This is a genomic window from Pseudoalteromonas sp. T1lg75 (assembly GCF_002964705.1).
GTDB lineage: Bacteria > Pseudomonadota > Gammaproteobacteria > Enterobacterales > Alteromonadaceae > Pseudoalteromonas.
The window spans coordinates 512,374-537,617 of record NZ_PQCD01000033.1 but is presented as its reverse complement, the minus strand read 5'-3'; the positions used below and the strand labels follow the sequence as shown (position 1 = coordinate 537,617).

Annotated in this window: 28 protein-coding genes; 4 read left to right on the top strand and 24 right to left on the bottom strand. The window is 51.8% G+C overall.

Translation table 11 applies throughout. The features are described from left to right. Positions 1–15 precede the first annotated feature (15 nt). Positions 16–975 (top strand): Solitary outer membrane autotransporter beta-barrel domain, encoded by a 960-nt coding sequence (locus tag C2M36_RS09010; RefSeq protein ID WP_105254617.1) that lies wholly within the window; start codon positions 16–18, stop codon positions 973–975. Between the two features lie 34 nt (positions 976–1,009). Next, a complete protein-coding gene (locus tag C2M36_RS09005) occupies positions 1,010–2,389 on the top strand; it encodes a DUF2254 domain-containing protein (RefSeq protein WP_105254616.1) in 1,380 nt (459 codons plus the stop codon). Here C2M36_RS09005 and C2M36_RS09000 read toward each other — a convergent pair. The 24 genes from C2M36_RS09000 to dapA all read right to left on the bottom strand — a co-directional run bounded on the left by C2M36_RS09000 (position 2,367) and on the right by dapA (position 23,223). Then, on the bottom strand, positions 2,367–4,601 hold the full coding sequence (locus C2M36_RS09000) for a carbohydrate binding family 9 domain-containing protein (RefSeq protein ID WP_105254615.1): 2,235 nt from the start codon (positions 4,599–4,601) through the stop codon (positions 2,367–2,369). The two genes, C2M36_RS09005 and C2M36_RS09000, sit on opposite strands and share 23 nt — an antisense overlap. A 124-nt stretch (positions 4,602–4,725) precedes the next feature. After that, the gene (locus C2M36_RS08995) at positions 4,726–5,154 is read right to left on the bottom strand and encodes an excinuclease ABC subunit A (protein WP_105254614.1); all 429 of its coding nucleotides are present in this window, start codon (positions 5,152–5,154) and stop codon (positions 4,726–4,728) included. A 2-nt stretch (positions 5,155–5,156) separates the two neighbouring features. Continuing rightward, complete coding sequence (locus C2M36_RS08990; RefSeq protein WP_105254613.1) at positions 5,157–5,966, bottom strand: MipA/OmpV family protein; 810 nt, start codon at positions 5,964–5,966, stop codon at positions 5,157–5,159. Positions 5,967–5,969: 3 nt separating this feature from the next. Beyond that, on the bottom strand, positions 5,970–7,187 hold the full coding sequence (locus tag C2M36_RS08985; RefSeq protein WP_105189030.1) for a beta-ketoacyl-ACP synthase: 1,218 nt from the start codon (positions 7,185–7,187) through the stop codon (positions 5,970–5,972). Next, positions 7,187–7,912, bottom strand: a complete 726-nt coding sequence (fabG, locus tag C2M36_RS08980) for a 3-oxoacyl-ACP reductase FabG (protein ID WP_105189031.1) — start codon at positions 7,910–7,912, stop codon at positions 7,187–7,189. Before fabG ends, C2M36_RS08985 begins: the two co-directional genes overlap by 1 nt. After that, a complete protein-coding gene (locus C2M36_RS08975) occupies positions 7,909–8,364 on the bottom strand; it encodes a hotdog family protein (protein WP_105254612.1) in 456 nt (151 codons plus the stop codon). Before C2M36_RS08975 ends, fabG begins: the two co-directional genes overlap by 4 nt. Next, positions 8,357–9,598 (bottom strand): beta-ketoacyl-ACP synthase, encoded by a 1,242-nt coding sequence (locus C2M36_RS08970; protein WP_105254611.1) that lies wholly within the window; start codon positions 9,596–9,598, stop codon positions 8,357–8,359. The genes C2M36_RS08975 and C2M36_RS08970 overlap by 8 nt, the downstream gene beginning before the upstream one ends. After that, complete coding sequence (locus tag C2M36_RS08965; RefSeq protein ID WP_105254610.1) at positions 9,595–10,164, bottom strand: DUF3261 domain-containing protein; 570 nt, start codon at positions 10,162–10,164, stop codon at positions 9,595–9,597. The genes C2M36_RS08970 and C2M36_RS08965 overlap by 4 nt, the downstream gene beginning before the upstream one ends. Next, a complete protein-coding gene (locus C2M36_RS08960; RefSeq protein WP_105254609.1) occupies positions 10,164–11,414 on the bottom strand; it encodes an NAD(P)/FAD-dependent oxidoreductase in 1,251 nt (416 codons plus the stop codon). The genes C2M36_RS08965 and C2M36_RS08960 overlap by 1 nt, the downstream gene beginning before the upstream one ends. After that, a complete protein-coding gene (locus C2M36_RS08955; RefSeq protein ID WP_158678906.1) occupies positions 11,401–13,446 on the bottom strand; it encodes an MMPL family transporter in 2,046 nt (681 codons plus the stop codon). Before C2M36_RS08955 ends, C2M36_RS08960 begins: the two co-directional genes overlap by 14 nt. Next, positions 13,344–13,673, bottom strand: coding sequence for a hypothetical protein (locus C2M36_RS16805; RefSeq protein ID WP_158678905.1), 330 nt, complete (start codon positions 13,671–13,673; stop codon positions 13,344–13,346). Before C2M36_RS16805 ends, C2M36_RS08955 begins: the two co-directional genes overlap by 103 nt. A 2-nt stretch (positions 13,674–13,675) precedes the next feature. Beyond that, a complete protein-coding gene (locus C2M36_RS08950) occupies positions 13,676–14,266 on the bottom strand; it encodes a LolA family protein (RefSeq protein WP_105254607.1) in 591 nt (196 codons plus the stop codon). Beyond that, a complete protein-coding gene (locus tag C2M36_RS08945; protein ID WP_105254606.1) occupies positions 14,266–14,691 on the bottom strand; it encodes an acyl-CoA thioesterase in 426 nt (141 codons plus the stop codon). Before C2M36_RS08945 ends, C2M36_RS08950 begins: the two co-directional genes overlap by 1 nt. Further along, positions 14,684–16,228 (bottom strand): HAL/PAL/TAL family ammonia-lyase, encoded by a 1,545-nt coding sequence (locus tag C2M36_RS08940; protein WP_105254605.1) that lies wholly within the window; start codon positions 16,226–16,228, stop codon positions 14,684–14,686. Before C2M36_RS08940 ends, C2M36_RS08945 begins: the two co-directional genes overlap by 8 nt. Positions 16,229–16,231: 3 nt before the next feature. Further along, positions 16,232–17,179, bottom strand: a complete 948-nt coding sequence (locus C2M36_RS08935) for an LpxL/LpxP family acyltransferase (protein ID WP_105254722.1) — start codon at positions 17,177–17,179, stop codon at positions 16,232–16,234. A gap of 10 nt (positions 17,180–17,189) precedes the next feature. After that, complete coding sequence (locus tag C2M36_RS08930; protein ID WP_105254604.1) at positions 17,190–17,930, bottom strand: glycosyltransferase family 2 protein; 741 nt, start codon at positions 17,928–17,930, stop codon at positions 17,190–17,192. A gap of 3 nt (positions 17,931–17,933) precedes the next feature. Continuing rightward, on the bottom strand, positions 17,934–18,287 hold the full coding sequence (locus C2M36_RS08925; protein ID WP_105254603.1) for an ApeI family dehydratase: 354 nt from the start codon (positions 18,285–18,287) through the stop codon (positions 17,934–17,936). Further along, the gene (locus C2M36_RS08920; RefSeq protein WP_158678904.1) at positions 18,280–19,584 is read right to left on the bottom strand and encodes an AMP-binding protein; all 1,305 of its coding nucleotides are present in this window, start codon (positions 19,582–19,584) and stop codon (positions 18,280–18,282) included. Before C2M36_RS08920 ends, C2M36_RS08925 begins: the two co-directional genes overlap by 8 nt. A 25-nt stretch (positions 19,585–19,609) precedes the next feature. Then, positions 19,610–20,182, bottom strand: coding sequence for a hypothetical protein (locus C2M36_RS08915; protein ID WP_105254601.1), 573 nt, complete (start codon positions 20,180–20,182; stop codon positions 19,610–19,612). Further along, the gene (locus C2M36_RS08910) at positions 20,182–20,427 is read right to left on the bottom strand and encodes an acyl carrier protein (RefSeq protein WP_105189044.1); all 246 of its coding nucleotides are present in this window, start codon (positions 20,425–20,427) and stop codon (positions 20,182–20,184) included. The genes C2M36_RS08915 and C2M36_RS08910 overlap by 1 nt, the downstream gene beginning before the upstream one ends. 14 nt (positions 20,428–20,441) lie before the next feature. Continuing rightward, the gene (locus C2M36_RS08905; protein WP_105189045.1) at positions 20,442–20,705 is read right to left on the bottom strand and encodes a phosphopantetheine-binding protein; all 264 of its coding nucleotides are present in this window, start codon (positions 20,703–20,705) and stop codon (positions 20,442–20,444) included. Next, positions 20,702–21,487 carry a lysophospholipid acyltransferase family protein gene (locus tag C2M36_RS08900; protein WP_105254600.1) on the bottom strand — a complete coding sequence of 262 codons (786 nt, stop codon included), beginning with the start codon at positions 21,485–21,487 and terminating at the stop codon, positions 20,702–20,704. The genes C2M36_RS08905 and C2M36_RS08900 overlap by 4 nt, the downstream gene beginning before the upstream one ends. Next, on the bottom strand, positions 21,480–22,190 hold the full coding sequence (locus C2M36_RS08895; protein ID WP_105189047.1) for a beta-ketoacyl synthase chain length factor: 711 nt from the start codon (positions 22,188–22,190) through the stop codon (positions 21,480–21,482). The genes C2M36_RS08900 and C2M36_RS08895 overlap by 8 nt, the downstream gene beginning before the upstream one ends. A 115-nt stretch (positions 22,191–22,305) precedes the next feature. Beyond that, positions 22,306–23,223 carry a 4-hydroxy-tetrahydrodipicolinate synthase gene (dapA, locus tag C2M36_RS08890; protein ID WP_105254599.1) on the bottom strand — a complete coding sequence of 306 codons (918 nt, stop codon included), beginning with the start codon at positions 23,221–23,223 and terminating at the stop codon, positions 22,306–22,308. A 167-nt stretch (positions 23,224–23,390) separates the two neighbouring features. Between dapA and C2M36_RS08885 the strand changes: the two genes are divergently transcribed. Together C2M36_RS08885 and C2M36_RS08880 are read left to right on the top strand one after the other, a co-directional pair. Beyond that, complete coding sequence (locus tag C2M36_RS08885; protein ID WP_105254598.1) at positions 23,391–24,044, top strand: DUF6058 family natural product biosynthesis protein; 654 nt, start codon at positions 23,391–23,393, stop codon at positions 24,042–24,044. Positions 24,045–24,128: 84 nt separating this feature from the next. Continuing rightward, positions 24,129–25,211, top strand: coding sequence for an ABC transporter substrate-binding protein (locus C2M36_RS08880; protein WP_105254597.1), 1,083 nt, complete (start codon positions 24,129–24,131; stop codon positions 25,209–25,211). The last annotated feature ends 33 nt before the right edge of the window (positions 25,212–25,244 follow it).

The following is a 25,244-nucleotide window of genomic DNA, read 5'->3' as shown; positions in this document are numbered from 1 at the left end:
TTCAATTAGTTATTAATGACTCTTGTGCGTATTTTCTTCCTTATCACCCTGGTTTGCCTGCCTTGTTACAGCATCGCTGGCGCAGCAAAGCTACTGGAGCAAAACTTTGCCACGGCCATGGTGCTCACCAATGGCGAGTCGGTGAGCCTAGGTTATGGTCATTTCAGCAGTCCGGCGGCACTGTTTGATGACGACTCGCAAAGCGGCAATGAATTACGCCAGGACCTCAATGTGTTTAACGTCCCGTTTGGCATCAAGACCACCAGCCCGGAAATATTCAAAGAATATAACAGTGAGTTGCATCTGCAAGGCAGCTACATAGATCAAAAAAACAGCCTAAATCTTTTTAACCAAGAGAGCGCCGATAGCTTCGAAGAAAGCATCTATGGGTTTGGCGCCAACTGGATATTTGAGCGGCCAATCAGCTCCAAATGGTGGTTCGGTTTTGGCGCTCGCCTGCAGGGTTTTCGTTATTACAACGACTACGACTATAACTCTCAGCTCAGCAGGCAGGTATTGGCGCCCGCCCTTGATGGCAGCGTGGTTAACATCAGCGCCAACGCCCTTGTCGCCAGCCCGCATGTAGAGATGATGTACCGCCTACCTCGCCATTGGGGCTACTATGAATATAAAACCAGTTATAGTTATTACTACGGCACCACGCTGGTGGAGCCTTCGGCCTTGGGTAAAATCAGGCCTGAGGGCTGGCGTTACCAAAATGGCATTAAGGCGCGCTTCGACACCGCGCATATAGGCGAGTTTACTCAGGCCATCTATATTAAGGCTCATCGCGTCGATCTAGGTGGTGACAGCGCCAGCTCGTTTGCTACGAATCATTTTTATGAATATGGCGTGGGTGTCTTACTCGATACCAGTACCTGGTCTTCGTGGCTGGAAAACATAGGTATTGGCCTAAACTATCATCATGGCAGCGCCCTCGAAGGGGGCAGTATTGTGCTCTATTTTAACGAGTAGCTCGCTGACAACAACATAGAATAATGAGGTATTCATGCGCACACCCCGAAAAATAGCAGATCAATACCGCGCTATTGTCAGCAGCATTGGCTTCTACCCAGCGATTATTATTACCCTCTTTATGTTGTTCGCCATGGTACTGGCCAATATAGAATACCAAAGCTGGGTAATGCGCATAAAGCAGGCCTGGCCGGTGCTCTTTGTCACCGATGTCGATACCGCCAAAACCCTGCTCAGCATACTCGCCGGCGGCTTGATCTCGCTCACCGTGTTTAGCTTTTCCATGGTCATGGTGGTGTTAAACAATGCCGCCGCCACCCTGTCGCCGCGGGTGTTGCCAGGGCTAATCAGTAATAAGGCGCACCAATATGTGCTCGGTATGTATCTGGGCAGCATCGTCTTTACCCTGCTTACCCTGATGAATATCCACACCAAGGGGGAGACCTTGCAAACTCCGGCTCTGGGCACCTTTTTCGCTTTGGCCATTGGCATTTACAATCTGGTGCTCTTTGTATTCTTTATCCATTCCATCTCTCGCTCCATCCAGGTCGACAGCGTGTTGAATACCTTGTTTGCGCAAACCAATAAGCAGTTGCAAAACCTGATCGCCTATCAAGACCCGAGAATTGCTGCGGCCGTGCCAGATTACAGCGATTGGTATCGCCTCAAAAGTCCGAGGGCTGGCTATTTTAAGGGCGTGCATACTCATCAACTGTGCAAGCTGTTGGCCCAACACGAACTGCGTATGGTAGCGGAAGTGGAGCCCGGCTTTTTCTGTGTCGAAGGTTTTCCCTACTTGGCGCTGGATAGAGACATTAGCGCCGATGAAGAGCTCTGCGAACAAATTCATAAATGCAGCGTGTTTTATATTGAGGAGTATATTGGCGATCATTACAGCTATGGTCTGCGGCAAATCGCCGAAATTGCCATTAAGGCACTGAGCCCGGGCATTAACGACCCCGGCACTGCGGTCAAGGCCATAGATATGCTCAGCATCCTTACTATCGCTCGCCTACATGTCGCGGATCACAACTACACCCTGCTCAACACCGAACAGCAACAATCACCGCTGTTATGGTTTTATGAGCCCAGTCTGGCGTCATTGTTGGAAGAAAACTTCGACCCTATCCGCCACTATGGCTGCAATGACACCACGGTACTGGTTAACCTGATTGAGGCGTTGAAGAATATTCTTTTTGTCTGTGATTACAACAAGGAATATACCCAGGCGTTATACCGCTATGTGCAAGCCACCGTTTATGACGCCGAGCACTGTATTGACAACCCCTACGAGCGGGCCCGCATTAATCGCATGCTTACCCGTATGAATGAGGTCGCCAATAAGCGCGGCGACGACATTCATTTTAGTCTAGACGATAAAGAGGCTGGGCCTACAATTGCCATGCATAACTGATCTTGGTAAAGAAGGTACGCTCATTGCGAGTAAGGCTGTCGAGATCATCATTTTGATAACCGCTGTCGGAATAGCCAAGGTAAAACACCGACTGCGGGTTGATGGTATAGGAGTACACCAGTTGCGAGCCAAAATTACGGTTACGTTGATGCACCTGACGGTATAAATAGGCTTGCTGATTACGATCAACGTCTTCGTGTTGCCAGATCAGTTTCAGCATGCTGCGAATATTAAACTTATAATAAAGACGCACATCCCACTGATCGGCAGTGAACACCCGCTCGTTGTCCACCTCTAAAGTGCTGTAGTTATAACTTAACTGCAGTTGTAAATGCTGATTGGCGTCCCAGGTAAGGGTGTTTTCAATGTCGCTGCCCTCGCCTAGACGCGCGTTACTGTAGTCGATGCGCGAGCCATAGTCGCCATAGAACTGATAGGTTAAGTCCTGCAAGGGGCGCACGGAAAGCACCACATATCCGTTGTTTTGTATAAAGTACTCGCCGTAATACAACTCGTCACTGTGCCACATGCCCAGCTCAAAACTCGACATCCAGGGCCCTTCGCCATAGACATAACCCTGGTATTGCTGCTCCAGTAATTCACCATCGAGATCGTAGGCCTTCTGCCACTCAAGGTCATAACTCCACTTACTCAGCCAGTCCTGTTCCTGGCCATACCAAATTTGGCCGCCACCGAGTTCCACCTCGCGATAGTCGGCCTTAGGCTGATAGCCCATATCGGCGCGGAAATCTTCGCTAATTTGCTCGTACTGGGCTCGCAACTGATAGTCTCGCTTGAGCCGTTGCACGGCCAGACTGACGGCGGTGCCGGATTGCTGCTCATCCAGTTGCCAGTCATTGGCGAACTGGGCACTGTTTTCGGTGTCCGCATACGCAATGGCGTAATTAATGGAGTCGCTGGCATTGAGTCCGTAGGTGCCGTCGAGCGCCCCCACGGTATTGTGATAGTCACCACCCTGGCGGTGAGTCAACATCACCCCGAGGCCACTGCGCTGACCCAAATCATAACGATAACGGGCGACGGTATTGGTCACATCGTCCTCTAACTGTGCCAACGAAGAGCCCTGATTACCCGGCAAAAGCACCGAGGCATTATTGTCATCGGTCACCAGTCCAGCATAGGTATGGGCGCCATTTTTACCACTTAACTTAATGCCGAAGTCCGGTTCGGCTATGGTGCGGCTATACAAAAGCTCCAGCTGATTGGTGCGAAAAAACGAGGAGCCATCGAGGAAAAACGGTCGTTTTTCCGCATAGTACAAGGAATAATTGGTGTTAACGTCCAGTTGTACCGCATCGGCTTCCACTTGTGAGAAGTCTGGGTTGATGGTGGCGTTAAGCAAGGTCTCATCATTGACGCGCCAGCGTAAATCGGCACCGACTTCGACCTCGGTATCACCCTGTTGCCAAGGACCCGGCACCGGATCCTTGCTATCGCTGCGTTTAGCACTGACATAAGGGGCAACGGATAGATCTCGCTGCTCATGGCGCTCGGACAGACCGGTCAGCTTATCAAACTGGCAAAAACTACACTTGATATCCAAGTCAAAGCCCACGTTGGAGATACGGTACATCACATCGCGAGGGTAGTTGCGGGCGATGGAAATGCCCCAGGTGATCTCTTCGTCCGTTTCTGGAAGGTTTAATACGGTCAGCGGGATCTTCATCTCCACACTGTAACCGCCTTCATAGATGTGTGCGCCGCTATACCAGGTGGCATCCCAGCTAGGATCTGTTATCCAGGTATCGAAATCGGTAGAGAGTATGGCTCCCTGAGCGCCATAGGCATTTACAAAAAACTCAAAGGCATTGCGCTCATCATTAAGGCTGTCGATGACAATCCCAACATTGTCATCCTGCCATAATTCATCCCTATCGCGCAGGGCGCCACGAATGGCCCTTGGGTTTGGGTCTTTGGCATCGATGCCGAGATAGAGAAAACGACCGTCTTCAAACAGGTAAGCGGTGGTTTGCACCGGAGAAGGCGCCCGCTCGAGTGGTTCGTTTTGGGTATTAACGTCAATTTGCGTGGCGCGCTGCCACACCTCTTCGTTTAACTGGCCATCAAGCTGGATTTCATCCTGAGCCTGAACCAAGGCATAGTGTTGTGCTGGGGGATACGCATGCGCCGCTGCACTGCTGAGAGTTGCGGCCGCACATGCAAAAAATGAAAAACGAGCATAACGCGCCATAAACGTCCTTATTGGTACTACTTTCATTTGCCTTAGCAAAAATTTACCTAATGTTAACAAAGGCAAACGAAAAAGCTACCTTTTTCAGGGGCAATAGTGCAACACGGATACGTATTACAAGCGCTTAGCGTTTAACTAGGGTGCCTTTTAGGGCAACACCGGCGATCAGAAAGCCGGCACCACATTCAAATTCGGTTTCACTGACAAATTCGCGCTTTTTGTAGTACGACTGAATATTCACCACCGCATTCATGCCCTCGCGCTTGGCACGCTCCTGCAAGGCCTTAAGGGCACTCAGCATCACCCATTGACAGGCTTCCTTGTCAGACTTGTTAAAGGCATTGGTTTTTTGGTTGGTGGTCACCTCACCATAGGTTTCCTGCACCTCGCCGTATGCCTGATTGCCAAAATACAGCGGCACATCCAGAAGCGCATTTTTGGCCTTAGTGGTTCCCAGTAGCTCGGCAATATTGTAGTGACCGATATCGTCACGAGCCAGGGCCGTATTCGCCGTCAGCGCCAATCCCAGCGCTAAAAACAGTGATTTTTTCATCCTTAATTTCCCTCTACGTTATAAAACTTCCATGCCAGGCCGATGCCAAAGGCAAGATTATGGTGTCGCTCAACCAGGGGGCTGTCGCGCCAGACCGCGTCCTTGATGCGGTAATATTTTACAAAGCCACCGACCCACCAGCGCTTGCTATTGTAGTTAACCCCAAGGGACAGCTCGCTGCCACTGTAACCGGATTGCGGGTCGTATTCACCGCGTCCAGCCGTTGCCTGCTGCGCGCCTACGCCGTAAAAATAATCGACATACTGACTGGTGGCAAAGTTAACGGCGCCCCGAGCGGTAAAACTTATCGTCTGCTCTGCCTTTTGCCAAACTAACTGCTGCCATTGCATATAAGGGCCCATACGAAAGCCGATATCATCAATGGAAGAGAAGTCGGTGGCCAAGGCCTTACGCACAAACAAACCGCTTTTAAGATAGTTATTACTGCGCGGCTGCCCGGCGAAATAATAATCTAAGGCTGGACCCAATTCAAATACCCAGTCCAGGTCGTCCATGCCTGAGCGAGCCTGGTTGTCCTTGCTGTCCACCGCCAAGCTGGCCGTGGCCGACACATCCAGGTGCCAATTGTCATTTTGCCAAAGGTAGCCCACCGCACTGTTGCGGTCGACACTCATGCGCTCGCTGCGATAGCGCACATAGGGCAAAGGCAAGGTGTAGTTGTTATGCTCACTGGAGCCAAGATAATGGGGTAAGGAGGTAGTAAAAATGCCCGCCCCCAACTCAAGCTCGCTGGCGGCCTTCACCGCCGGACACAGTAAGAGTAACACGCATAACACCATTGCCTTGTTCATTACTTAGGCCCGTTTAAAGATCAAAGAGGTGTTAATACCGCCGAAAGCAAAGTTATTGCTCATCACATAATCACAATGTATTTCTTTGCCTTCTGTCAGGTAATGCAGTGGCGCACACTGTTCATCTACCGTGTCGAGATTAATGGTGGGCGCAAACCAGCCATCACGCATCATTTCTATGCAGGCCCAGGCCTCTATCGCCCCACAGGCGCCGAGGGTATGGCCAAGGTAGCTTTTTAATGAGCTGATCGGCTTGGCACCCAAGGCATTAAAGGTGGCGTGAGACTCGGCGATATCGCCGCGATCCGTGGAAGTACCATGGGCGTTTACATAGCCAATGTCATCGGCACTGAGTTCGGCGTCTTGCAGTGCCATTTCAATGGCAACCTGCATGGTGTCGCTGGTGGGCTGAGTAACATGCTGACCGTCAGAGTTACAACCGAAACCCACGATTTCCGCCAAGATGGTGGCCCCGCGCGCTTTGGCGTGCTCGTATTCCTCGAGGATTAAGGTTCCGGCTCCCTCACCTATGACCAAACCGTCGCGTTTGCTGTCGAAAGGGCGCGGCGTTGCTTTGGGATTGTCATTATTGCAACTGGTGGCATACAGGGTGTCGAATACCGCCGCCTCGGTGACACACAGTTCTTCGGCACCGCCGGCCACCATCACCTTCTGACGACCGTATTTGATCGCTTCATAAGCATAACCTATACCCTGAGAGCCGGAGGTGCAGGCGGAGCTGGTGGTGATCACCCGACCCTTAAGACCAAAAAACACGCCGATATTCACCGGCGCCGTGTGTGCCATCATCTGAATATAGCTGGTAGCGGTTACACCATTCATTTGCCCCGACTTCATCATATCGGCAAAGGCAATGAGCGGCGGCGTCGAGCCAGTGGATGAACCATAGGCTATGCCGGTATCGCCATTGGTAAGCGCCGGGTGTTCCAGTAACTGAGCCTGCTGCAAGGCGCGCTCGGTGGCTACGGTTGCCATTAGGGCCACGCGGCCCATGGAGCGCACCATTTTCCGCTTATAATGGCTGGGGCGCTCAAAATGGGTGACCGGCGCCGCCAGCTTGGTATTGAGGTCGCTGATATCACCCCATTGCTCCATCGTCTGCACGGCATTTTCGCCACGCTCCAGCGCACCACGAAAGCTTTGCCAATCATCGCCCAATGCCGTAATACACGACATGCCCGTAATCACCACGCGTTTCATTATACTAATCCACCATTAACGGAAATAACCTGACGGGTAATGTAACCCGCCTGATCAGAAGCTAAAAAGGCCACCGTCGCGGCAACTTCATCAACACTGCCCATGCGTCGCATCGGCACGTGCTCAAGCAACATCTTGGTATCGAGCTCGGCGGTCATCTCGGTTTCGATTAACCCGGGAGCCACGCAGTTCACCGTGATTTTACGCTTCGCCAATTCCAGCGATAACGCCTTGGTGGCACCTATAATACCTGCCTTGGCGGCACTGTAATTGACCTGACCACGATTTCCGGCGATGCCAGACACAGAGGCCAGAGTAATGATACGCCCTCCCTTGCGCGCACTAACCATGGGCATAACCAGAGGGCGTACCACGTTATAGAAACCATCAAGACCCGTGCTTATGACGGTGTCCCATTCCTCGTCCGTCATCGCCGGGAATGCGGTATCTCTCGTCACGCCGGCATTACACACTACGCCGTAATAGGCGCCGTTGGCGGCGATATCCTCTTCAATCGCTTGCTTGGCCTCGGCTCTGTCGGTCACATCGAAAACCAGAATATTGACCGTTCTGCCCAAGGCCTTAATTTGCTCGGCCACCTGCTCGGCCAGAGCCACCTGCGAGCGGCAATGCAAAGTAATATCAAACCCTTGCTCTGCTAGTTGCAACGCAACGGCCTTGCCGATCCCACGGCTTGAGCCTGTGACTAAAATACGTCTATTCATTGATTTTCCTTTATAAATTTCATTGGGTCGGCGGGTTGAAACACATTAATTTTGGCTTCGACCAAGCAGTCGCCCTGGTGCTCAATGCGGCAAGCGAACACGCTTAATCCGGACTCGTCTTGAATCACCTTTTCGACCAAAATATCCAACAGCATACCATGGTCAAAGCGCGGTTTATGACAGCGAATTTTGCGACTACCGAGGAGAAAGCCGATTTTAATATCTCGACTCTGATCTAGGTCATGAGCCCCGGCGTAGGCGGCGATGGCCTGCGCCATGTACTCACTGCCAATATAACTTGGCACCGCGCCCTGCTCGGCGTCATAGAAGGGGCTATTTTCGCGAATGCGTACCTGACAGTGGGCACTGTCATCGTCAAACGATACCAGGGAGTCGATCAGCACCATGGGTGGACGGTGAGCGATAAGCTCGGTCATGGCAATATCAGGCATCGACTTCTCCGATAATTAAACTGGCATTATTGCCACCAAAGGCAAAGGAATTACTCATACAGATTTTTGGGGTTTTCGTTATGGGTTGTTGTAATACTTGGATGGGTGCCAAGTTGGCGTCAAGCTCATAGCCCTGGTGCCAGGGTAAAGGCAGTCCCGCCTGCGTTGCCGACGGCAATACTTCTGCACCTAAACGCTGCTGTTCAATAAGCAACCAGCAAAGGCCCGCCTCGATGGCGCCGGCGGCGCCCAGGGTGTGTCCGGTTAAATGCTTAGTCGAGCTTACCGGCACGGGGTCGGCAAACAGCTCGGCGATGGCCTTGGCTTCCATTTCATCATTTTTCGGCGTCGCCGTGCCATGGGCGTTAAGATAGTCTATCTGATTTGGACTCAGCTTAGCGTTCGCTAAAGCCTGGCGCATAGCTTCAATGGCGCCATGACCATTGGGCTCGGGCGCCGACATATGGTGTGCATCCGAGCTGGCACCGCTCCCCAACAGAGCACAGTGACTCTCACCCAGGTCGCGCTCGCGACTCATCACAAAGAGCGCTGCCCCCTCGCCTATATTGATGCCATCGCGCTCGGCTCCAAAGGGCTGGCACAATCCATGACTGGTCGAGGCCAAGGCACTAAAGCCATTGATGGTCAACTGACATAGACTGTCGGCCCCCCCGCAAATCACCGCATCGGCTAAACCGGCAGCCAACAGTCCTTTGGCACTGTTCAAGGCCTTAGCGCTGGAGCTACACGCGGTGGAGATACTGTAGGCAATCCCTTCTAAGCCCAGTTTTTCCTTGATATAAACGGCGGGAGCATCGAGGGCTTGCTGGTTATAATGATAACCCTCGGGCCAGCAGCCGGTTTGCGCTTTATGTTCGCGGGCCCGCTCGCCGTCGTAAATATCCGCGGTGCTGGTGCCTACCACCACGGCGATACGCGCCGGGCTATAACGGGCGCGCATGCGCGTCAAAGTCGGTGCCAATTGCTGCAAGGCAAGGTCTATAAGGCGATTGTTGCGCTGCTTGGCAGTTAAAGGAATTGCCTGCACCAGGCCCACATAAGGGTCTTGCTGGATAGCAGGCTCACCATGCTGATCGCTCTCTTGCACACCATAATGTAGACCACTGCCCTGAGTTAACGGCGTTTGTTCAAGGCCACAAAAGGCCTGTAAGTGCTCCGCCTTATCTACGCCCAAGGCACTGACTATGCCTAAATCATTTAACCATGCCCTCATGGCTTCACCTCTTCAAAGCGGATCTCGTAGTGATGAATTTTATTGTTCAAGATGATGACCTCACCGCCATAACGTATATCCAGCAAGGTCGAATCATTTTGGCGCAGCTCGCGGATCAGCTCGCCGCCTTGGCGATACTGGTGCAATTGCGCCCCTTGTAACTGATTGTTTAACTGCGCTATAGGCCAATGTACCAATTGAATATCGGCCAGAATATAACTTGGATCCAGATCTTCGACGGCGATAAAACGCTGGGCCACCACACCTTGATCGGCGGTGTAGCTCAGGGTAAATACGGGTAAACCGGCGGCACTCATTAACGCTAGGCGCAGCTCGCCGTCGTTATCAATGGCCAATTGACTCAGCAGTGCCTGCTGGGTTTGCACCTTGGTCACATACATACGTTTTTGCCAATGGCTATTAAACAACTCAGCGGGCGGTGCGCTCAGTGCCAAGCCCACGTCGGCAGTTAACATTACCGCACCGTGACCTGCATCCTGCTCGATTTTTGTGTGGTTAGCACAACCACTAAGCACAAAGATCAAAAGCAAACACAACCAACGCATTAACAAGGCTCCATTTGGCACAATTGCGCCAACACATTTAATCGACGCTCGCTTTGCACTACGTAGGGGTTGTTCGCATCCCAGGCATATCCCGCGAGGATGGCACTGATCATGCGGCGCACTTCATCGCTTTGCTCGGGATAAAAAATCACGTCCTGAAAACGGGTGTCATACCAGGCATTAACGAAGGTTTTAAAACATTCCACCCCCTGCTTTAAGGGTGTTGCAAACTGGCCCTCAAAGTCTGCCCGCTCACCACGCAGGTGTGCATCAACCACGGGGGCCACGAGGGAGGCGGATTTCAGGGCTATGGTCACCCCGGATGAAAATACCGGGTCTAAAAACTCTCCGGCATTGCCCAGCAAGGCATAGTGTTTACCGTATAGGCTGGATACATCGGCGGAATAGCCGCCTAGGGTTTGCACCGGGTTAACGGCTTCGGCATCAGCCAGCAGGTCGGCCAGATTCGGCTCTGCCTTCACCTTAGCCCAGAGATTCTCCTCATTGCTGATAGAGGTATCAAAATGATGAGGCTCACCCACCACCCCCAAACTTGCGGTGCCATCGGCAAAAGGGATCAACCAATACCAGATATCCCTGTGCTCGGGGTGCACGCTAATAAGGATTTTATTACGGTCAAAACGCGATGCCTTAATGCCGTCTTTAACATGACAAAAGTAGGCACTGCGCGGCGGTAAACTTGAGGGCTTATCTAAATCCAATAAGCGTGGCAATACCCGACCAAAACCACTGGCATCGAGGACAAAGCGACTATGCAGCTGGTATTGCTCCTCGCCCTGAGTTACCGTCAGTAGCATGCCATCATCTTGCTCTGTGATCGCCTGCACTCTATGGCCGTAACAGATATCCACGCCCTTGGCGGCGGCCGCATCGGCAAGCAGCTTATCGAAATTAGCGCGCTTTACCTGATAGGTGGTGCCGCGACCAGGGCTGAATTTATCGGTAAAGTCGATTTCGGTGTCGATACCACGATAATGAAAGGCGGCGCCATTTTTATATTGAAATGCCAGCTTCTCGGCGTGCTCGTCCACTAGCTTATCCATGCCGGCCTCACTAAGGAACTGCATACACTGGGGTAACAGGCTCTCACCAATGGAAAAACGCGGGAAATGCTGTCCTTCCAAAACCCTGACCTGCCAACCCAATTGCTGCAACAAGGCGCTGGCCAAGGCGCCCGATGGGCCCGCACCGATCACCACTACATCCACTGTATAATCATTGTTTGTCATTATTATTCTCGATACTTAAAGGTGCCAAAAAGTAAACCACCAGCAGCCCCAGTAAGACGGCACCACCAAATTGGCTTATTGCAGGCGTTTTGGAAAAAATCAGCATGGCAAAAACCGCCAGCGACGACAGCGCCGACAAACTGATGGCCACCAGGGTATGAGCGCTATGGCCACCCTGGCGATAGAAAATAAAGTAATCCACCGCCAGTGCCAGCACCAAAATCAACCCTAAGGTATGAAACACCGATATGGCACTGAACTGAGCTATGAGACTGACAATCAGCGCCGTGGCTAAGGCCAACCAGGCCGCCATTTTAAGGCCATGACGCCAGCCGAAGCTAAATACGAAAATCAGCACAATGGCCACTGCCGCCAAGAATAAGGCAAGGTGAATTCCACGATGAAAATGCGCCAACATGGCACTGAGCTGCCCCGGCACATCGACAATCGCCACATAATCGTGTTCGGCGCCTAGGGCTTGCAGTTGCGCCGCGCTGACGCCGCTGACGTTGAGCAGTGAATAGACCTCGCCATCAAGGTGCACAAGCTCGGCAAAAGCAGCACTCAGAGGGCTCATCGCGAAAGCATCATAATCCAGCAAATCAATCGTCGTCGGTGCTATGACCTTACCGCTAAAGGCTTGCAGCGGTGCAAATACCCCGGCTGATACAGCTCGGTTATAGGCCTGAGCATTTTCTTGCTGACGCGCCAAACTAGGCAAAGCACTGCTGAGGCCTTGAGTGTGGGCGCCTAGCTGCCGCAGCCAAGCGCTTACCTGCTCTTCACGCCGAAGCAGTTGCTGCACGTCCTGGCCCTTTAGCAGCAAACGCTGCACTGGCTCAGAGCCTTGTAAGTATATCTGGTGCTGAGCTTGGGCAGCCATCAGTTCGGCGCTGCTGGCATTAAAGCTGGCAATGGAATCATTAGTCTCAGGCATACGCCACCCACTTAGCAGCACACAAAGCACCGCCAGGCCCAGGTAGACCTTGCCACTGTGGCGACGAGCTTGACCTTGCCATTGCAGAGCACGCTCGGCGCTCGATACCACCGGGGCCCGAAAACTTAGGGTCATGGCCACCGGAGCCAGGCAGAAACGGGTAAACACCCAGGCACCTATCAAGCCGGCAACGACAAAGATGGCCACATCTTGCAACAACACCAAGGGGGCGCTGAGAAAACACAAATAGCCAATGGCGGTTGAACACAGTGCCAACAGCAAGCCACGTTTAAGAGCGCGAGAATATCGCCCCTTGTGCGCCGCTTTATCAACCAGGGCATGAAACGCGTAGTCTATGGCGACCCCAATCAAGGTGGTGGCAAAAACCAGAGTCAGGAGATGTATTTCAGGACGCAGCAATAACAAAGCCAAGAGACCACTGAGTATGGCAGTACTGACCGTCAGCATACTTACCCACAAGGGCCAGACGCCACGTAAAGACAGAAAAACAAACATGGATAACAAGACTATGCTGGCAAGGCCAAAGCGGTTCATCTCCCATTTGGCCTGAGTGGCATTTTCAGCGTTGTGGAACAGTAAACCGGAATGGCTGATTTGCACCTGAGGGTGATCCTGTCGCAACTGATTCAGTAGCGCATCAATGGCCGAGACGGTACGCTCGGTGGCAGCGATGCTACTGACGCTTTCATGCGTTTGCGCCAGCAGGATCCACACCGGCTCACCTTGCTCATCGCGACCTTGTAACTTTCCATCCACCAGGGTGAGGGCTTGCTCGTTACTAAGCGTACTCACAAAGCTATAGGTCGCCAAGGACATGTCTTGGCTTAGACTCTGGCTTAACCAGGGCGAGGCAGTTTGCGCCAACTGGCGCTGAAAATACTGATTAAACTTGGCCGGTTCGCCAATGGCCTGGGCATATTCCTGGCTCATCAGGGCGCCGCGATACGGCGCGTAGAAGTCGATGATTTGCGTTAGCTGCGGCTGTTGCCCTTGTACCTTAAGGCCTGCCTGCGCCAAACCTTGAGCCAAGTCCCGATAGGCCTGCTCACTGTTGGCGCCTTGCAGCGAAAACACCAGGCGCTTTTGCTGCTCACCGAGCAATGTTGTTGGGCAAGATAAAAGTTCTGGGCCTTATCTAGCGCGTCCTTATCGCCGCTTTGCGCATCGGCAATGGGTGTAAGCAAGGCCAGCATATCGCTTTTTATGGCGATGGGTTTAAGTTGCCACAGCACGGCGAGGCTGCCCACCAATAACAGGGGCATTAACGTCAGAATTAAGGCGCGTGTCAGCCAGTGTTTCATAACTACTCTGGGCTTACACCGGGCTCAAAGCTAAGGGTGATTTCTGTGGCCGTACCGCTGTGTTCATACAAGCCGATAAAGCGCACCCGTGTATCGCCATCAGCACAGCTAATAAAGCGGCTAAACAAGCTTTGCAGCTCTTGTGTGATAGGAGTAAGTTGCTGACATGAATAGTCCTTTTCTAACAGGGATGCCGGTAACTCGGCCTCGCTGCTGGTAAAGAATTGCGTCAGCTGCTGTTGATCTTGTGTCAACAGGGCTTGCAACAAGCGGCTATAGGGCCCGGCCTGGCCTTGCCGGCGAAATTGACCATCCGTTTGGCGCTCAAACACGCCATCACCATCAATTTTCAACAGCGAATCGATTGGCGTCAGGGTATGCCATAACAGCTGCTCGCTGCTTAGAGTAAATTCACCCTGACTGATAAAGGGCTGATTAAAACCGGCAAAGATTTTAGCCTGGCTAAAGCGACCTCGTTCCGGCTGCTTTGCCTTTTCCACACTTTCACTTGCAGTCGCACCTGCAGACGCGGCTACATAAGCGCTTACCAGGGCTGCAAGGCTCAAGCAAAGGCCGACTATCAATTTCTTCATCACAATACCTTGGCCAGTTTTTGCATTAAAATCGGCGGCGACACATATTGCATTTCACCACTTTCTTGCTCAACAGCGACCTGCACCGTATAGGCTTTAGTCAAGCGCTTATTGGTGGCAGCGTCGAAGATCACATAGTCGATTTTTAAGCGTTGCTCGTATTCCTTAAGATAGGCCTCGACACGTATACGCTGGGTGAACAGCGCCGAGTCTATGTATTTGATGCGCATATCGACGATGGGCCAGGCATAGCCCGACTCACGCATTTGCAAATAGTCATAATCGAATTGACGCAACAGCTCGCAGCGCGCCACTTCGAGGTAGCGGGCATAGTTTCCATGCCAAACGATATTCATAGGATCGCAATCGTGAAATGGGATCTCTATTTCAACTGAGCTAACCAGCAAGGCATTTTTATTATTCATACAGGTCCCAACGTTGCTGCACTATGTAATCCACCGTGGTGCGCAGGGTCTGCTCCAGTGGTCTGTCCTCTGTTAGGTTATCAAAATAGCTACAAACATCGCTATACATGGTGCGAATATTTGTGCTTAAACCTTGTTCGTCGACTTCACCACGAGCAATACGAATACGCAGCCCCTGTACTGCGGCCAACAGAGTACAGGCCAACACCTGCTCGGTCAGTTGCAGCACCCGCATGCAATCGCGGGCGGCGATAGTACCCATGCTTACCTTGTCCTGGTTATGGCATTCGGTAGAGCGCGAAAACACACTGGCGGGCATGGTCAGTTTCAAGGCTTCGGCGGTAAAGGACGAAGCCCCAATCTGCACCGCTTTAAAGCCATGGTTGATGTACTTACGGTCGTCATGGGCATCGCTGAGGTTACTTGGCAGGCCATTGTTGTACTTGGTGTCCACCAAGGAGGCGATTTGCCTGTCGGCTAGGTCGGCCAAATTCGCCACCGCGGTTTTCATGCTGTCCATGGCCATGGCGATATGGCCGCCATAGAAGTGACCACCATGCAATACATGCTCTCCCTGCCCATCAATAATGGGGTTGTCGTTGGCGGAGTTGAGCTCGTTCTCGATAAACTGACGCAACCAGGGCAAGGAGTCCGCTAACACACCAATGACATGGGGCGCACAACGAATCGAATAACGGTCCTGCAAGCGCTCGGCATTGCGCGGGTGACTATGATGATTTAGGTCATCACGGATCCAGGCCGCCACCTGCTGCTGTCCAGTATGCGGTTTCACCGAGAATAAGATTTCATCGAAGTGATGGCTGTTGCCCTTCAGCGCCAATGAACTTAAGGCGGTAATGCGGGTCGCCAGCTTATGCAGGTAATTGGCGCGGTCAAAGGCCAAACAGGCAATGGCGGTCATCACCGCGGTGCCATTCATGATTGCCAGGCCTTCTTTTGGGCGCAATGTGATGGGTTTCAGGCCCACCTTGGCAAAGGCGTCTTTGGCGGCCATCACCTCCCCCTGAAAATACACATCGCGCTCACCTACTAATGCACCGGCCACATAAGAAAGCGGCGTGAGGTCGCCACTGGCGCCCACCGACCCCTCTTGCGGGATCAAGGGCAGGATTTTCTGATTCAGCATATCGCGCAACAGGTACAGCAATTCCCAGCTTACGCCAGAATAGCCCTGAGTCAGCGAGGTCAATCGGGTTGCCAAAATGGCACGCGACTCGGCATGAGAGAAATGTGCGCCCATACCACAGCCGTGAAAACGGGTGAGATGCAAAGGCAGCTCGTGCACTAACTCAAGGGGAATGCCCACGGTCACCGAGTCGCCGTAGCCTGTGGTAACACCGTAAATCACCCCTTCTTTTTCAAGCAGTTCATCTAAAAAGGCCACCGCCGAGTCAATTTTGCGCGCCAAGGCCTCGTCATTACTAATGTGCGCTACCGCATCTAGGCGGGCAAAGGCAACGATATCTTCAATGCGCAGCGGCGCAGCGCCAAACTCGATGGATTGAATACTAGACACGAACTACTTCTCCTTGTGGCGCACGCTGTCTTCGTCGCGTTGCCAAAAATCGTAAAAATTAAACCATTGATAAGGGTATTGCAGCGCCACGCGCTGCAACTGCTGTGCGTAATCATCTATTACCTGAGCCAGGGCCTGCTGCCGGGTTTTACGCGGCAAGGATAAGGCCTCGCTATAATGACTGAAATGGACGTCAAACCCATCACCACTTCGGGTACAGAACAGCCAGTATATTGGGCACTCCAGCAGCGCCGCAAGAATAAAAGGCCCCTGAGCGAAAGGCGCCTGCTCCCCAAGGAAGGACGCATAGTGCACCCGGCCTACCGCACTAGTGCTGGTGCGATCGCCCACAATCACCACGAACTCACCCTGCTCGACCTTGCTTTTAAGTAAAATCGCCAGATCCGGGCCCATATCACTGACCTGGATAAGGTTGACGCTGACATTGGGATTAATGCGCTGTAAGGTGCGATTAAACTCCACCGCGTGCTCGGTAAACACCAGCACATTGATCACACAGTTTTGATGACGCATGCCCAAGGCCCGGCATACTTCCAGGTTACCCAAGTGCGAGCCGATAAAAATGGCGCCCTGGCGACGGGCCACCAGATCATCAAAAAGATGTTGATTTTGATAACGCAATTGCGCCGGGGTAATGCGTCCAAGCCAGGCATCAATCTTATCAAAGGCGCTGTCGGCAAAGGTACAAAAATGTTTTAACCCGGTGCCAAAACTAGGCTTAGGTTGACTGGAGTCAAACTTGTGGAGACGGTGCCAGTACTCAAGGGACGCACGGCGTGCTTTTCTGCCGCTGACATAAAAATAAAACACCACCACAAACATAAACAGCCAAAGCACCCGGCGACCAAAGAGCTTATACACGCCAAGTAAAAACTGCATGCCAAGATAGCTGCCGCGCTCTTTGGTTTTTGACCAATGTTGCTCGCTCATATCGCGCCGCTTACCTTTGGCCACTGAACTTACGCCACAGCAATTTAGGCAGGCGCACTAACATGCCGAAAAACAACCGGGTGTGCAGCCAGCTTATTTTGACGTTATCGGCCAGGGGCTGAAAATGCGACACCCCGTCTTCGGGGTAAATCACTTGGGTGTCGACAAAGCGTGAGGGGGTGCCGCGCCAATACATGCGCACCATGATTTCGATATCAAAGTCCATGCGTTTACCCAGCTCACAACGTTCAAAGAGCGCCATACAAGGCGCCAAGGGGTAAACGCGAAAGCCGCACATGGAGTCTTTAATCGACAGGCTCAGGGTTTCTATCCACACCCATACATGGGTGATATAGCGACTCAAATATCTGTGCTTGGGCACCGAGTCGTCATACACGGGGCGACCACTGATAATGGCCTCGGGGTTGTTGCGAGCGCATTCCACCAGACGGTCGATGTCGGCGAGGCAGTGTTGGCCATCGGCATCAACCTGCAGGGCATGGCTGTAACCGTTTTCATATGCCCAGCGCAGACCGGTTTGCACCGCCCCACCCTTGCCTTGGTTAACCTGGTGACGCAGCAACGTGAGCTGCGGATATCGGGGTGCCAACTTATCAAAATAGCGTTGCGCTTCGTCGTGACTGCCATCATCGACCATCACTATCTTGTAACCGGCGCCACACAATTGGGCCAGAACCTGATCAATGGCATGGGTATGGTTGTAATTGGGGATGACGATACACAGGTTCATGGATCAACTCGCAAACACCAGGCGGCCACTGGCATGCTGGCCTTTTTCGGAATGATAACTAAAAAGCACCTTATCGTTATTTTTCTTCACCAATTGCAGGGTCACTTCCAGCTCGGGAGTCATCACCACTTGAAATTTCAGCACTTCGATATCGGCTATGTCCCCGGTCATACCCAGATAACGACGAGCGTATTGTACCGCCCAATCAAGCTGCACAACACCGGCTAGGATAGGTGCACCGGGGAAATGGCCACGAAAATAATCCAGCTCCGGCTGTAAATACAAGGTCAGCGAAACCTGATCGTCCGCTTGCTCAATGGCACGGATCTGCGGTTCGGTTATCACTAGATCAGACAAAATATTGCTCCAATTGCGAATAAATCAGCTTGCCCTGACTGTTGTACGGCAGCTGCTCAAAATAACGCCATTTACGAGGCACACACACGGCTTTAAACTCCTGCCCCAGCCAGGCCTTTAACTGCACCGTGACTTCCTTCGAGGGCACTTGCTCCTTGGCGTCAGTGCTGAGCGCCACCAGGGCACCTAAACGCCCCGTTGGCAGTTGCAGCAGCGCACAGGCGCGCACTAGGGGATGCTGGCGTAAGCGCGCTTCCATACCAACCAGATCGACTCGCTTTTCCGCTACCTTCACGGTTCTGTCGGCGCGCCCAAGTAATAAGAACTGTCCGTCACTCAATACCTGCCCCTTGTCATCCAACAGCCGGGTTGGTTCGTCAATCAAGGGAGACTGTAGCACCAAGCGGCCCTGCTCTTCACTTAGGCTTACCGAGTTAAAAGGCTGCCAGGGCGTTGCTGCCGTTGAAAGCACCCTGCGATAGCCTATGCCGCCGGTTTCGGTGCTGCCGTAAACTTGCACGATCCCCTGGTGGAGCTGCTCGGCCAGGATAATGGCGTCTGAGTCCGCCAAGGGTCCGCCGGAGGAAAAAAGGCAGGTTATCTGAGCACGCTTCGGCACCAGAACATTATCATCCACAAGCCGGGATAACTGTGCCGGCGAGGCCACCACCAGCCAACGCTGATGAGCACCAAGTCGTTTGGCCAAATGCTCCGGGTATTGGTAACTGCTGGCTTCAAAAAAGTGCCCATAACGCAGCGGCCACAGCAGTTTAAATAACAGCCCATAAATATGCTGGTGCGAGACCATGGCAATAAATGACAGCGACTGCTGCTCGGTACCGTTAAAAGTCTGCTCTAGGGTCTGCAGCTCAAGGTTAATGGCATCCCAGCGTTTATAAATGGCCTTGGCGGGGCCGCTGGAACCCGAGGTGAAAAACACCAGCCTGCCGGCGCCCTGAGCGCTGCCGGGCCAGTGTAAATCGCCGGCCAATGAGAGATCTGGATCAAAGGCGTCCACACAGCTAAAGCCAGGCGGGCTATCCGCCTCCAACTCACCGGCATAGAAACTGGTGATCTTTTGCAAATCACACAAGGTTTGTGGCTGAGCGTTAGGAGGTAAAACAATATCCAGCGGCAATTGCGCCAACGCCAACAAACGCGCTGCAAACTCTATGCTATCGCTGTGATACAGCAACACCGAGGAGCCGGCTTCAAGGGACGAATAACGGCGATAAAAACCCTCGACTAAAGCAAGAAATTGCGCGCTGCTAAAAGCACAGCCGTCACGGCTAGCCATGTGTTCGCCGAGGAGATGTTTTAATTTATACAAGCTTGCCCTGCCTTTTTAACCACAGGCGATATGTCCACTCGCTGGCGGCCAAGATACCGATAAGCACATAGGCGATAAATCCGTTATACCAGGTCCACAAAGCCACATCACCAAGCCAAACCGTGTAAGACGCGGCGAGCCCGTTGAGCACAAAAAAGGCGCACCAGATCATGGTGACCTTGCGGGTATAACGGACGCCTTGCGCACTGAGTTGCGGCTCTTGCAAACGGGCAAAACGCTCCACCATGCTCTGCTTTTGCAGCAAACTCAGGGCAAAGGTGGTGGCCATGATCAGGTTTACCATCACCGGGTAGAGTTGCAACCACAGGGATGAGCCACGCATCAGCGCCATCAACACCAGCAGTAAGCCGACGGCAGAGATAGGTAATAACCAGTTGCCGATTGCCTTGTGGCGCAGCGCCAGCAGCGCTCGCCCTCCTAACAACAGGGCCAATAGCCAGGCCACCTGTTGCTCATACCCCTGGCTTAACCCCAGGTATACCAATACCGGATAGGCCAAGAGGCACAGGGAGATCAGCGCATTCACTATGCCTTTAAGCATCATTAATTAACGAGTTGTTCTACTTCTTTTACTACGTCGGATACGGTACGCACCTGTTTAAAGGCCTCAGGCTCGATTTTCTTACCGGTGATTTCTCTTAGTTTCACAACCAAATCAACGGCGTCGATACTGTCTAAATCCAGCTCTTCGTATAGGTTGGCATCCATACTGATATCGTCGGCGTCAATTTCAAAGTCGTTCTCTAAAATGCCACGTAATACGTCATAAATTTCAGCAGCAGTTTTCATCTTCTATTCCACTATTAAGCGTTGTTGCGCGATTGTTCAATAAACTCAGCCAATGCATTGATAGATGCAAAATGGGCTTTCGTTTGTTCTGAGTTGGCATCGATTTTTACATCGAATGCCTTTTTAATGGCCAGACCCAATTCCAGCGCATCGATACTATCTAGGCCTAAGCCGTCAATGAACAAGGGCTCACTGTCGTCTATGTCTGCTACTTCGATGTCTTCCAGATCCAAGCTGGTAATAATCAGTTGTTTTAGTTCTAGTTTTAAATCACTCATAAATTCGCTACTTGATTATGAAAATAAGTTTCTAAGTGTTTGGTCAAGCCCCGCGATTGCATGCTCATGGGTTCATGGTCATGGCCCTGCCAGGGCTGCGGTTGCTCAGCGGCAATATGCATTGAAAAATGCGCTTTCTTTGGTGCCACCCTATACCAGGGCGTGCCCTTGGTCAGGGTACTGGGCTTCATGGTGATCAGCACCGAGGTGATCACCGAGGCCGCTGGCAGACCACAGCGCAGGGCGATATTGGCAGCCCCGCGTTTAAACTTTTGCAGTGAGCCCCGATCCGAGCGGGTCCCCTCGGGAAAAATAATCAAATTGTTACCGGCAGCCAAAGAGCGACAACAATCTACCAACAGGCCCTCTGGATCGTCATTGCTGATATAACCCGTGCTCTGGATCACGCCGCGCATAAAAGGGTTTTTAAACAAATGTGCCTTAACCACACAGTCTGCTCTGGGCACAGCGGCAATCAGCACCACCACATCAATTAAGCTTGGATGATTGGCGAGGATCAGTTGCCCACGCAAATTTTTGAAGGCATCGCGGTTATGTACATGAAAACCTATCACCCCTAAGGTATCCATCACGGCAACAAAAAAACGAAAGGTGTAGTGCACCAGTTTTCGTGCCTTACGCTGACGCACCTCGGTTTGACGGTATATCAACCGCTGCAAAGGCAGTATAGTCAGGCTTAAGATCATACCACCGAGACCAAAGAGGGCAAAACAAAAACCGGTGCCAAGTACCCGCCAACAGTAGTTCAGCTTGCTAATCATAGTGCAATCGCCATCCACAAAGCTCGGTGCTGTGTTGCTGAAGCAAAGCCTGGGCCAAATGCAGTGCCGGCAGCTGGGTCAATTTCGCTGCATCATTACTTTGCTCAAGGCGAAAGCTAGTGCCTCCCTTGATGGCCTCGGGGACCTTGCTCATTACCAGTGCTACGCAGTGGTCCAATTGTGGCTCATCGGCAAACTCCTGATACAGCTCGGGCAAAGCGCGGTCGGCATGGATCACCATCACCCGCTCTACCTCCGGGTCTTGCAACTGCATATAGGCCTCGCACAGGGCGCTGTTAATGCTGTCACTACCGCCGGCCAGGGCGACAATGGGTGCCTTGTTATTGGTCAGAATTGATAGCAGTCCGGCTACGGCATTGTGAACGGATAAGCCAAACTGAGTGGGTGATAAGGGTTCTCGCGCTTGTAATTGGGCCAACAAGTCCGACGTTTTATGCAAATCGCCATGGCGGGAGGAGAAAATGATCGGCATCGGCTGCGCCTCGGGATTTACCTGGTGGGCACAACTGAGGATCATCTTGGCAAAATGACTTAAACGGCGGCGCTGAATCGGCTTGACCCAACTGACATCAAGCGCAATAAACTCTGACGCTAACGCATCTAAGATTTCGTTAAGCTCAATATTTTCTGTTGAGGCTGGCTGTGCCACATACACGGCCAACTTTTCGACAGCACACTTCATCACCAAAAGTCCGTTTATCTATAAGGCGCAAATAGTAATGGATTGTAAAAAAAATAGCAAAAAAGCCGGTACAATTAACCGGCTGTTAAGTCACTAAATGTTAACGAGCCTACAATTAGTACAATTTAAACGCATTTTCAGCGATGATAGCCGCTGTTTGCTCGCCAACTAGGTGTTTTTTGTCCAACTTGGACATGAGTTCAACACCCTGCTCTTGTTGTTTTTGTGTTAATGGCACATAAGGCAAACGCAGTACCGGTTTCACCGCACCGGTCATCGCCAGGGCGGTGTTAATGGCAATAGGATTAGGTTCGCAGAACAGCCAATTCATCAGCGGCGTTAGCTCGGCATTGAGTTCCGGCTGGGGTGATTTAAGCAGCTCACAAAACAGCTCGGGGATCAGGTTAGTGGCCACCGAGATCACACCATGGGCGCCGTGCTGATGCACCGCGTCATGGGCTTCATCGTCATTACCGGACCAACAGGCGATGCCTTGGCGCTCATAAGCGGCAATACGCTCGTTACCCTGACACTCCTTCATACCGATAAAGTTGTCGTGCTGGGCCAATGAGCCGATAAATTCAGGAGTTAAGTCCTGGCCTGTACGTCCTGGGACGTTATAGATAAACGCCGGTCCAATATCCAGTACGCCTTTAAAATGCGCCTCTAGCCCCAGCTCGGAGGTGCGGCCATAGTAGGGATTGATCTGCAACGATGCGTGCATGCCGGTAGCAAAGCCGTACTTGGTGGCTTTGATGGCTTCTCGAGTATTATTACTGCCGGTGTTGCCGATGATCAAGATGCGCTCGGCAAAGGCGGCGACGCTATGGGCAATCAGCATTAAATGCTCTTCCCAATTCATCAGTTGCCCTTCACCCGTGGTACCACCGACGACTATACCATCAACACCTGCGGCAATCTGGCGCTCCACCAAAGCATCAAAGGTCTTTAGGCAAATTTCGCCATCGTCGTTGTACGGGGTTTTTATCGCCGTGATCACCCGTGCTTGTCTTAATTGCTCCATAGTTCCCATACTATTGGCTTCTCTTACTAGCTATTTTTACTAATTTAATCATATTCAAACGCCTATGCCGAGGGGGTCGACCCAATTGCCTGATAAATTTTCTCCATTTTAGGGCTTGCAACTTAATCAGCTTTGAATCAAGATAACTGTATAAATATACAGTCACCAATTTATCTATGCATCTTTTGGATTATTTGGAACAGTTTTTCTACCGGGAAGATCAGCTTTGCCAACACCTGGGCATCGACCGTGAACAATTGGAGCACTGGCAACACCTGTGCATTTTTCCACATGCCAGTTATAGCCTGGAAAACAGTATTCAGTGTCACTCGGTGCAGGGGATCTATGACTGTCAGGTATTTTGGCAATACTATCCTATCGCCATGCAGGATTGGGGACGACAAATAAGTAAGGCAAATATTGACTCGGCCAGTGTTGCCTTTAATCTTTTTGCCCAGCGCGCGATGCAGGCCCTGAATTATTTGCAAAGCGAAGGACTTTACCTGGTTGACGACTACCTGGATGATATCGGTGAACGACTGACCCATCTGTGGCAGCAATTTTTAAGCGGCCAGTTCGGAACCCAAACCCGCCAGGGGCAGATTGAGGAAATTATCCAGATGGATGCGCTGCGCTACAGTATAGACACGCTGACCGAAGGGATGACGATCACCACTCTAAGTGCCGAACAAAGACAGCAACTGCACCCCTTGATGAAGCAGTTTTCTAAGGCGGTTATCGAACCGCCCGGCCATGAATACCAACATTCGCTGCGTGCCAAATACCTGGATGCCTTGGTGCTAAAGTATGATTTATCGTTAAAGCGCTAAACTAAAACGGAAATTAGCTGTCCTTCCTTTACTGATGCGCGAGCGCCACATACACTAGGCCTACATTAATTATGTGTTGAGGTGATGACAATTTTCCGCCTTTTATTCGTTTTTTTCAGCTTCGTCTTGCTGCTTATCAGTGAGAGAACTTACGCCGAGTCCGAAACGCAGCCACTCAAGGTGCGCTTTGTGAATCCCGGTCACCAGTTTGATAACTCGACCGGGCTGTTTTGGCGTAACGTGACGTTGGCGATGGAAGCGGTGGCGGAAGATCTGGATATACAATTGTCGGTCACCTATGCCAATCGCAATCATATTTTAATGAAGTCGCAACTTAATGACGCGCTCAGAAGCGACGCCGACTATGTAATAGTGGTCGATGAAAAAAAAGCCATCACCAAGCTTATTAAAGCGGATGCAAAATTAGACAAGCCGATTTTATTTATCTATAACGCCCCGGAAGAGCACATACTCACTACCAAGCCAGATTGGCTGCTCGGTTACATCATTCCCAATCATTTCGAGGCGGGTTATAAGTTGGCGCGCGGCTTGTTTGATCGCGCCACCGCACGCTTTGGCGAAGATACGCAACTGAACATGCTGGCCTTGTATGGCGATCGCAGTACCGACTCGGCGCTCAGTCGCCAACGGGGTTTGGAACTCTTCTTACGCCAGCACCCTGAGGTAAACCTGGTGTATCACGAGGTGGCCAATTGGTCCGAAAAAGAAGGCTATCGTAAAAGCATTCGCGTACTCAGTCATATCAAAAACATTAATATAATCTGGGCAGCCAACGACCCCATTGCCGGTGGCGCCCTCAGAGCTGCAAAAAACGTCAACGCCCCCGTGCTCCCTGTGGTTGGCGGTATAAATTGGGATAAGATGGGCACCGATGAACACTTAGATGTGTCCGTTGGCGGCCATGTGTTATTAGGTGCTGCGGCCCTGATCATGCTGCACGACAGTCATAGACAAGGCAGTAATTTTATCTCCGATAGTAACCTTGCTATTTTCGAACCCGATGTTGAGCAATATCACATCCTTATCAAGGCCATACAAGAGCGCACCCTGGGCGATATCAACTTTAAACGCTTTAGCAAAGAGCATGAAGACACCTGGCCCTTTACCTTGCAAAACCTTGCCCTGTGTTTACAAAAAGGTTGTTAGCCAAAAAACAACTTGCTTCCAAGGGCAACCCGT

Bases quoted from the DNA above. Each gene is read 5' to 3' on its own strand.
- C2M36_RS09010 (WP_105254617.1), top strand. From the start codon at position 16: ATGACTCTTGTGCGTATTTTCTTCCTTATCACCCTGGTTTGCCTGCCT.
- C2M36_RS09005 (WP_105254616.1), top strand. From the start codon at position 1,010: ATGCGCACACCCCGAAAAATAGCAGATCAATACCGCGCTATTGTCAGC.
- C2M36_RS09000 (WP_105254615.1), bottom strand. From the start codon at position 4,601: ATGGCGCGTTATGCTCGTTTTTCATTTTTTGCATGTGCGGCCGCAACT.
- C2M36_RS08995 (WP_105254614.1), bottom strand. From the start codon at position 5,154: ATGAAAAAATCACTGTTTTTAGCGCTGGGATTGGCGCTGACGGCGAAT.
- C2M36_RS08990 (WP_105254613.1), bottom strand. From the start codon at position 5,966: ATGAACAAGGCAATGGTGTTATGCGTGTTACTCTTACTGTGTCCGGCG.
- C2M36_RS08985 (WP_105189030.1), bottom strand. From the start codon at position 7,187: ATGAAACGCGTGGTGATTACGGGCATGTCGTGTATTACGGCATTGGGC.
- fabG (WP_105189031.1), bottom strand. From the start codon at position 7,912: ATGAATAGACGTATTTTAGTCACAGGCTCAAGCCGTGGGATCGGCAAG.
- C2M36_RS08975 (WP_105254612.1), bottom strand. From the start codon at position 8,364: ATGCCTGATATTGCCATGACCGAGCTTATCGCTCACCGTCCACCCATG.
- C2M36_RS08970 (WP_105254611.1), bottom strand. From the start codon at position 9,598: ATGAGGGCATGGTTAAATGATTTAGGCATAGTCAGTGCCTTGGGCGTA.
- C2M36_RS08965 (WP_105254610.1), bottom strand. From the start codon at position 10,164: ATGCGTTGGTTGTGTTTGCTTTTGATCTTTGTGCTTAGTGGTTGTGCT.
- C2M36_RS08960 (WP_105254609.1), bottom strand. From the start codon at position 11,414: ATGACAAACAATGATTATACAGTGGATGTAGTGGTGATCGGTGCGGGC.
- C2M36_RS16805 (WP_158678905.1), bottom strand. From the start codon at position 13,673: ATGAAACACTGGCTGACACGCGCCTTAATTCTGACGTTAATGCCCCTG.
- C2M36_RS08950 (WP_105254607.1), bottom strand. From the start codon at position 14,266: ATGAAGAAATTGATAGTCGGCCTTTGCTTGAGCCTTGCAGCCCTGGTA.
- C2M36_RS08945 (WP_105254606.1), bottom strand. From the start codon at position 14,691: ATGAATAATAAAAATGCCTTGCTGGTTAGCTCAGTTGAAATAGAGATC.
- C2M36_RS08935 (WP_105254722.1), bottom strand. From the start codon at position 17,179: ATGAGCGAGCAACATTGGTCAAAAACCAAAGAGCGCGGCAGCTATCTT.
- C2M36_RS08930 (WP_105254604.1), bottom strand. From the start codon at position 17,930: ATGAACCTGTGTATCGTCATCCCCAATTACAACCATACCCATGCCATT.
- C2M36_RS08920 (WP_158678904.1), bottom strand. From the start codon at position 19,584: ATGGCTAGCCGTGACGGCTGTGCTTTTAGCAGCGCGCAATTTCTTGCT.
- C2M36_RS08915 (WP_105254601.1), bottom strand. From the start codon at position 20,182: ATGATGCTTAAAGGCATAGTGAATGCGCTGATCTCCCTGTGCCTCTTG.
- C2M36_RS08910 (WP_105189044.1), bottom strand. From the start codon at position 20,427: ATGAAAACTGCTGCTGAAATTTATGACGTATTACGTGGCATTTTAGAG.
- C2M36_RS08905 (WP_105189045.1), bottom strand. From the start codon at position 20,705: ATGAGTGATTTAAAACTAGAACTAAAACAACTGATTATTACCAGCTTG.
- C2M36_RS08900 (WP_105254600.1), bottom strand. From the start codon at position 21,487: ATGATTAGCAAGCTGAACTACTGTTGGCGGGTACTTGGCACCGGTTTT.
- C2M36_RS08895 (WP_105189047.1), bottom strand. From the start codon at position 22,190: ATGAAGTGTGCTGTCGAAAAGTTGGCCGTGTATGTGGCACAGCCAGCC.
- dapA (WP_105254599.1), bottom strand. From the start codon at position 23,223: ATGGGAACTATGGAGCAATTAAGACAAGCACGGGTGATCACGGCGATA.
- C2M36_RS08885 (WP_105254598.1), top strand. From the start codon at position 23,391: ATGCATCTTTTGGATTATTTGGAACAGTTTTTCTACCGGGAAGATCAG.
- C2M36_RS08880 (WP_105254597.1), top strand. From the start codon at position 24,129: ATGACAATTTTCCGCCTTTTATTCGTTTTTTTCAGCTTCGTCTTGCTG.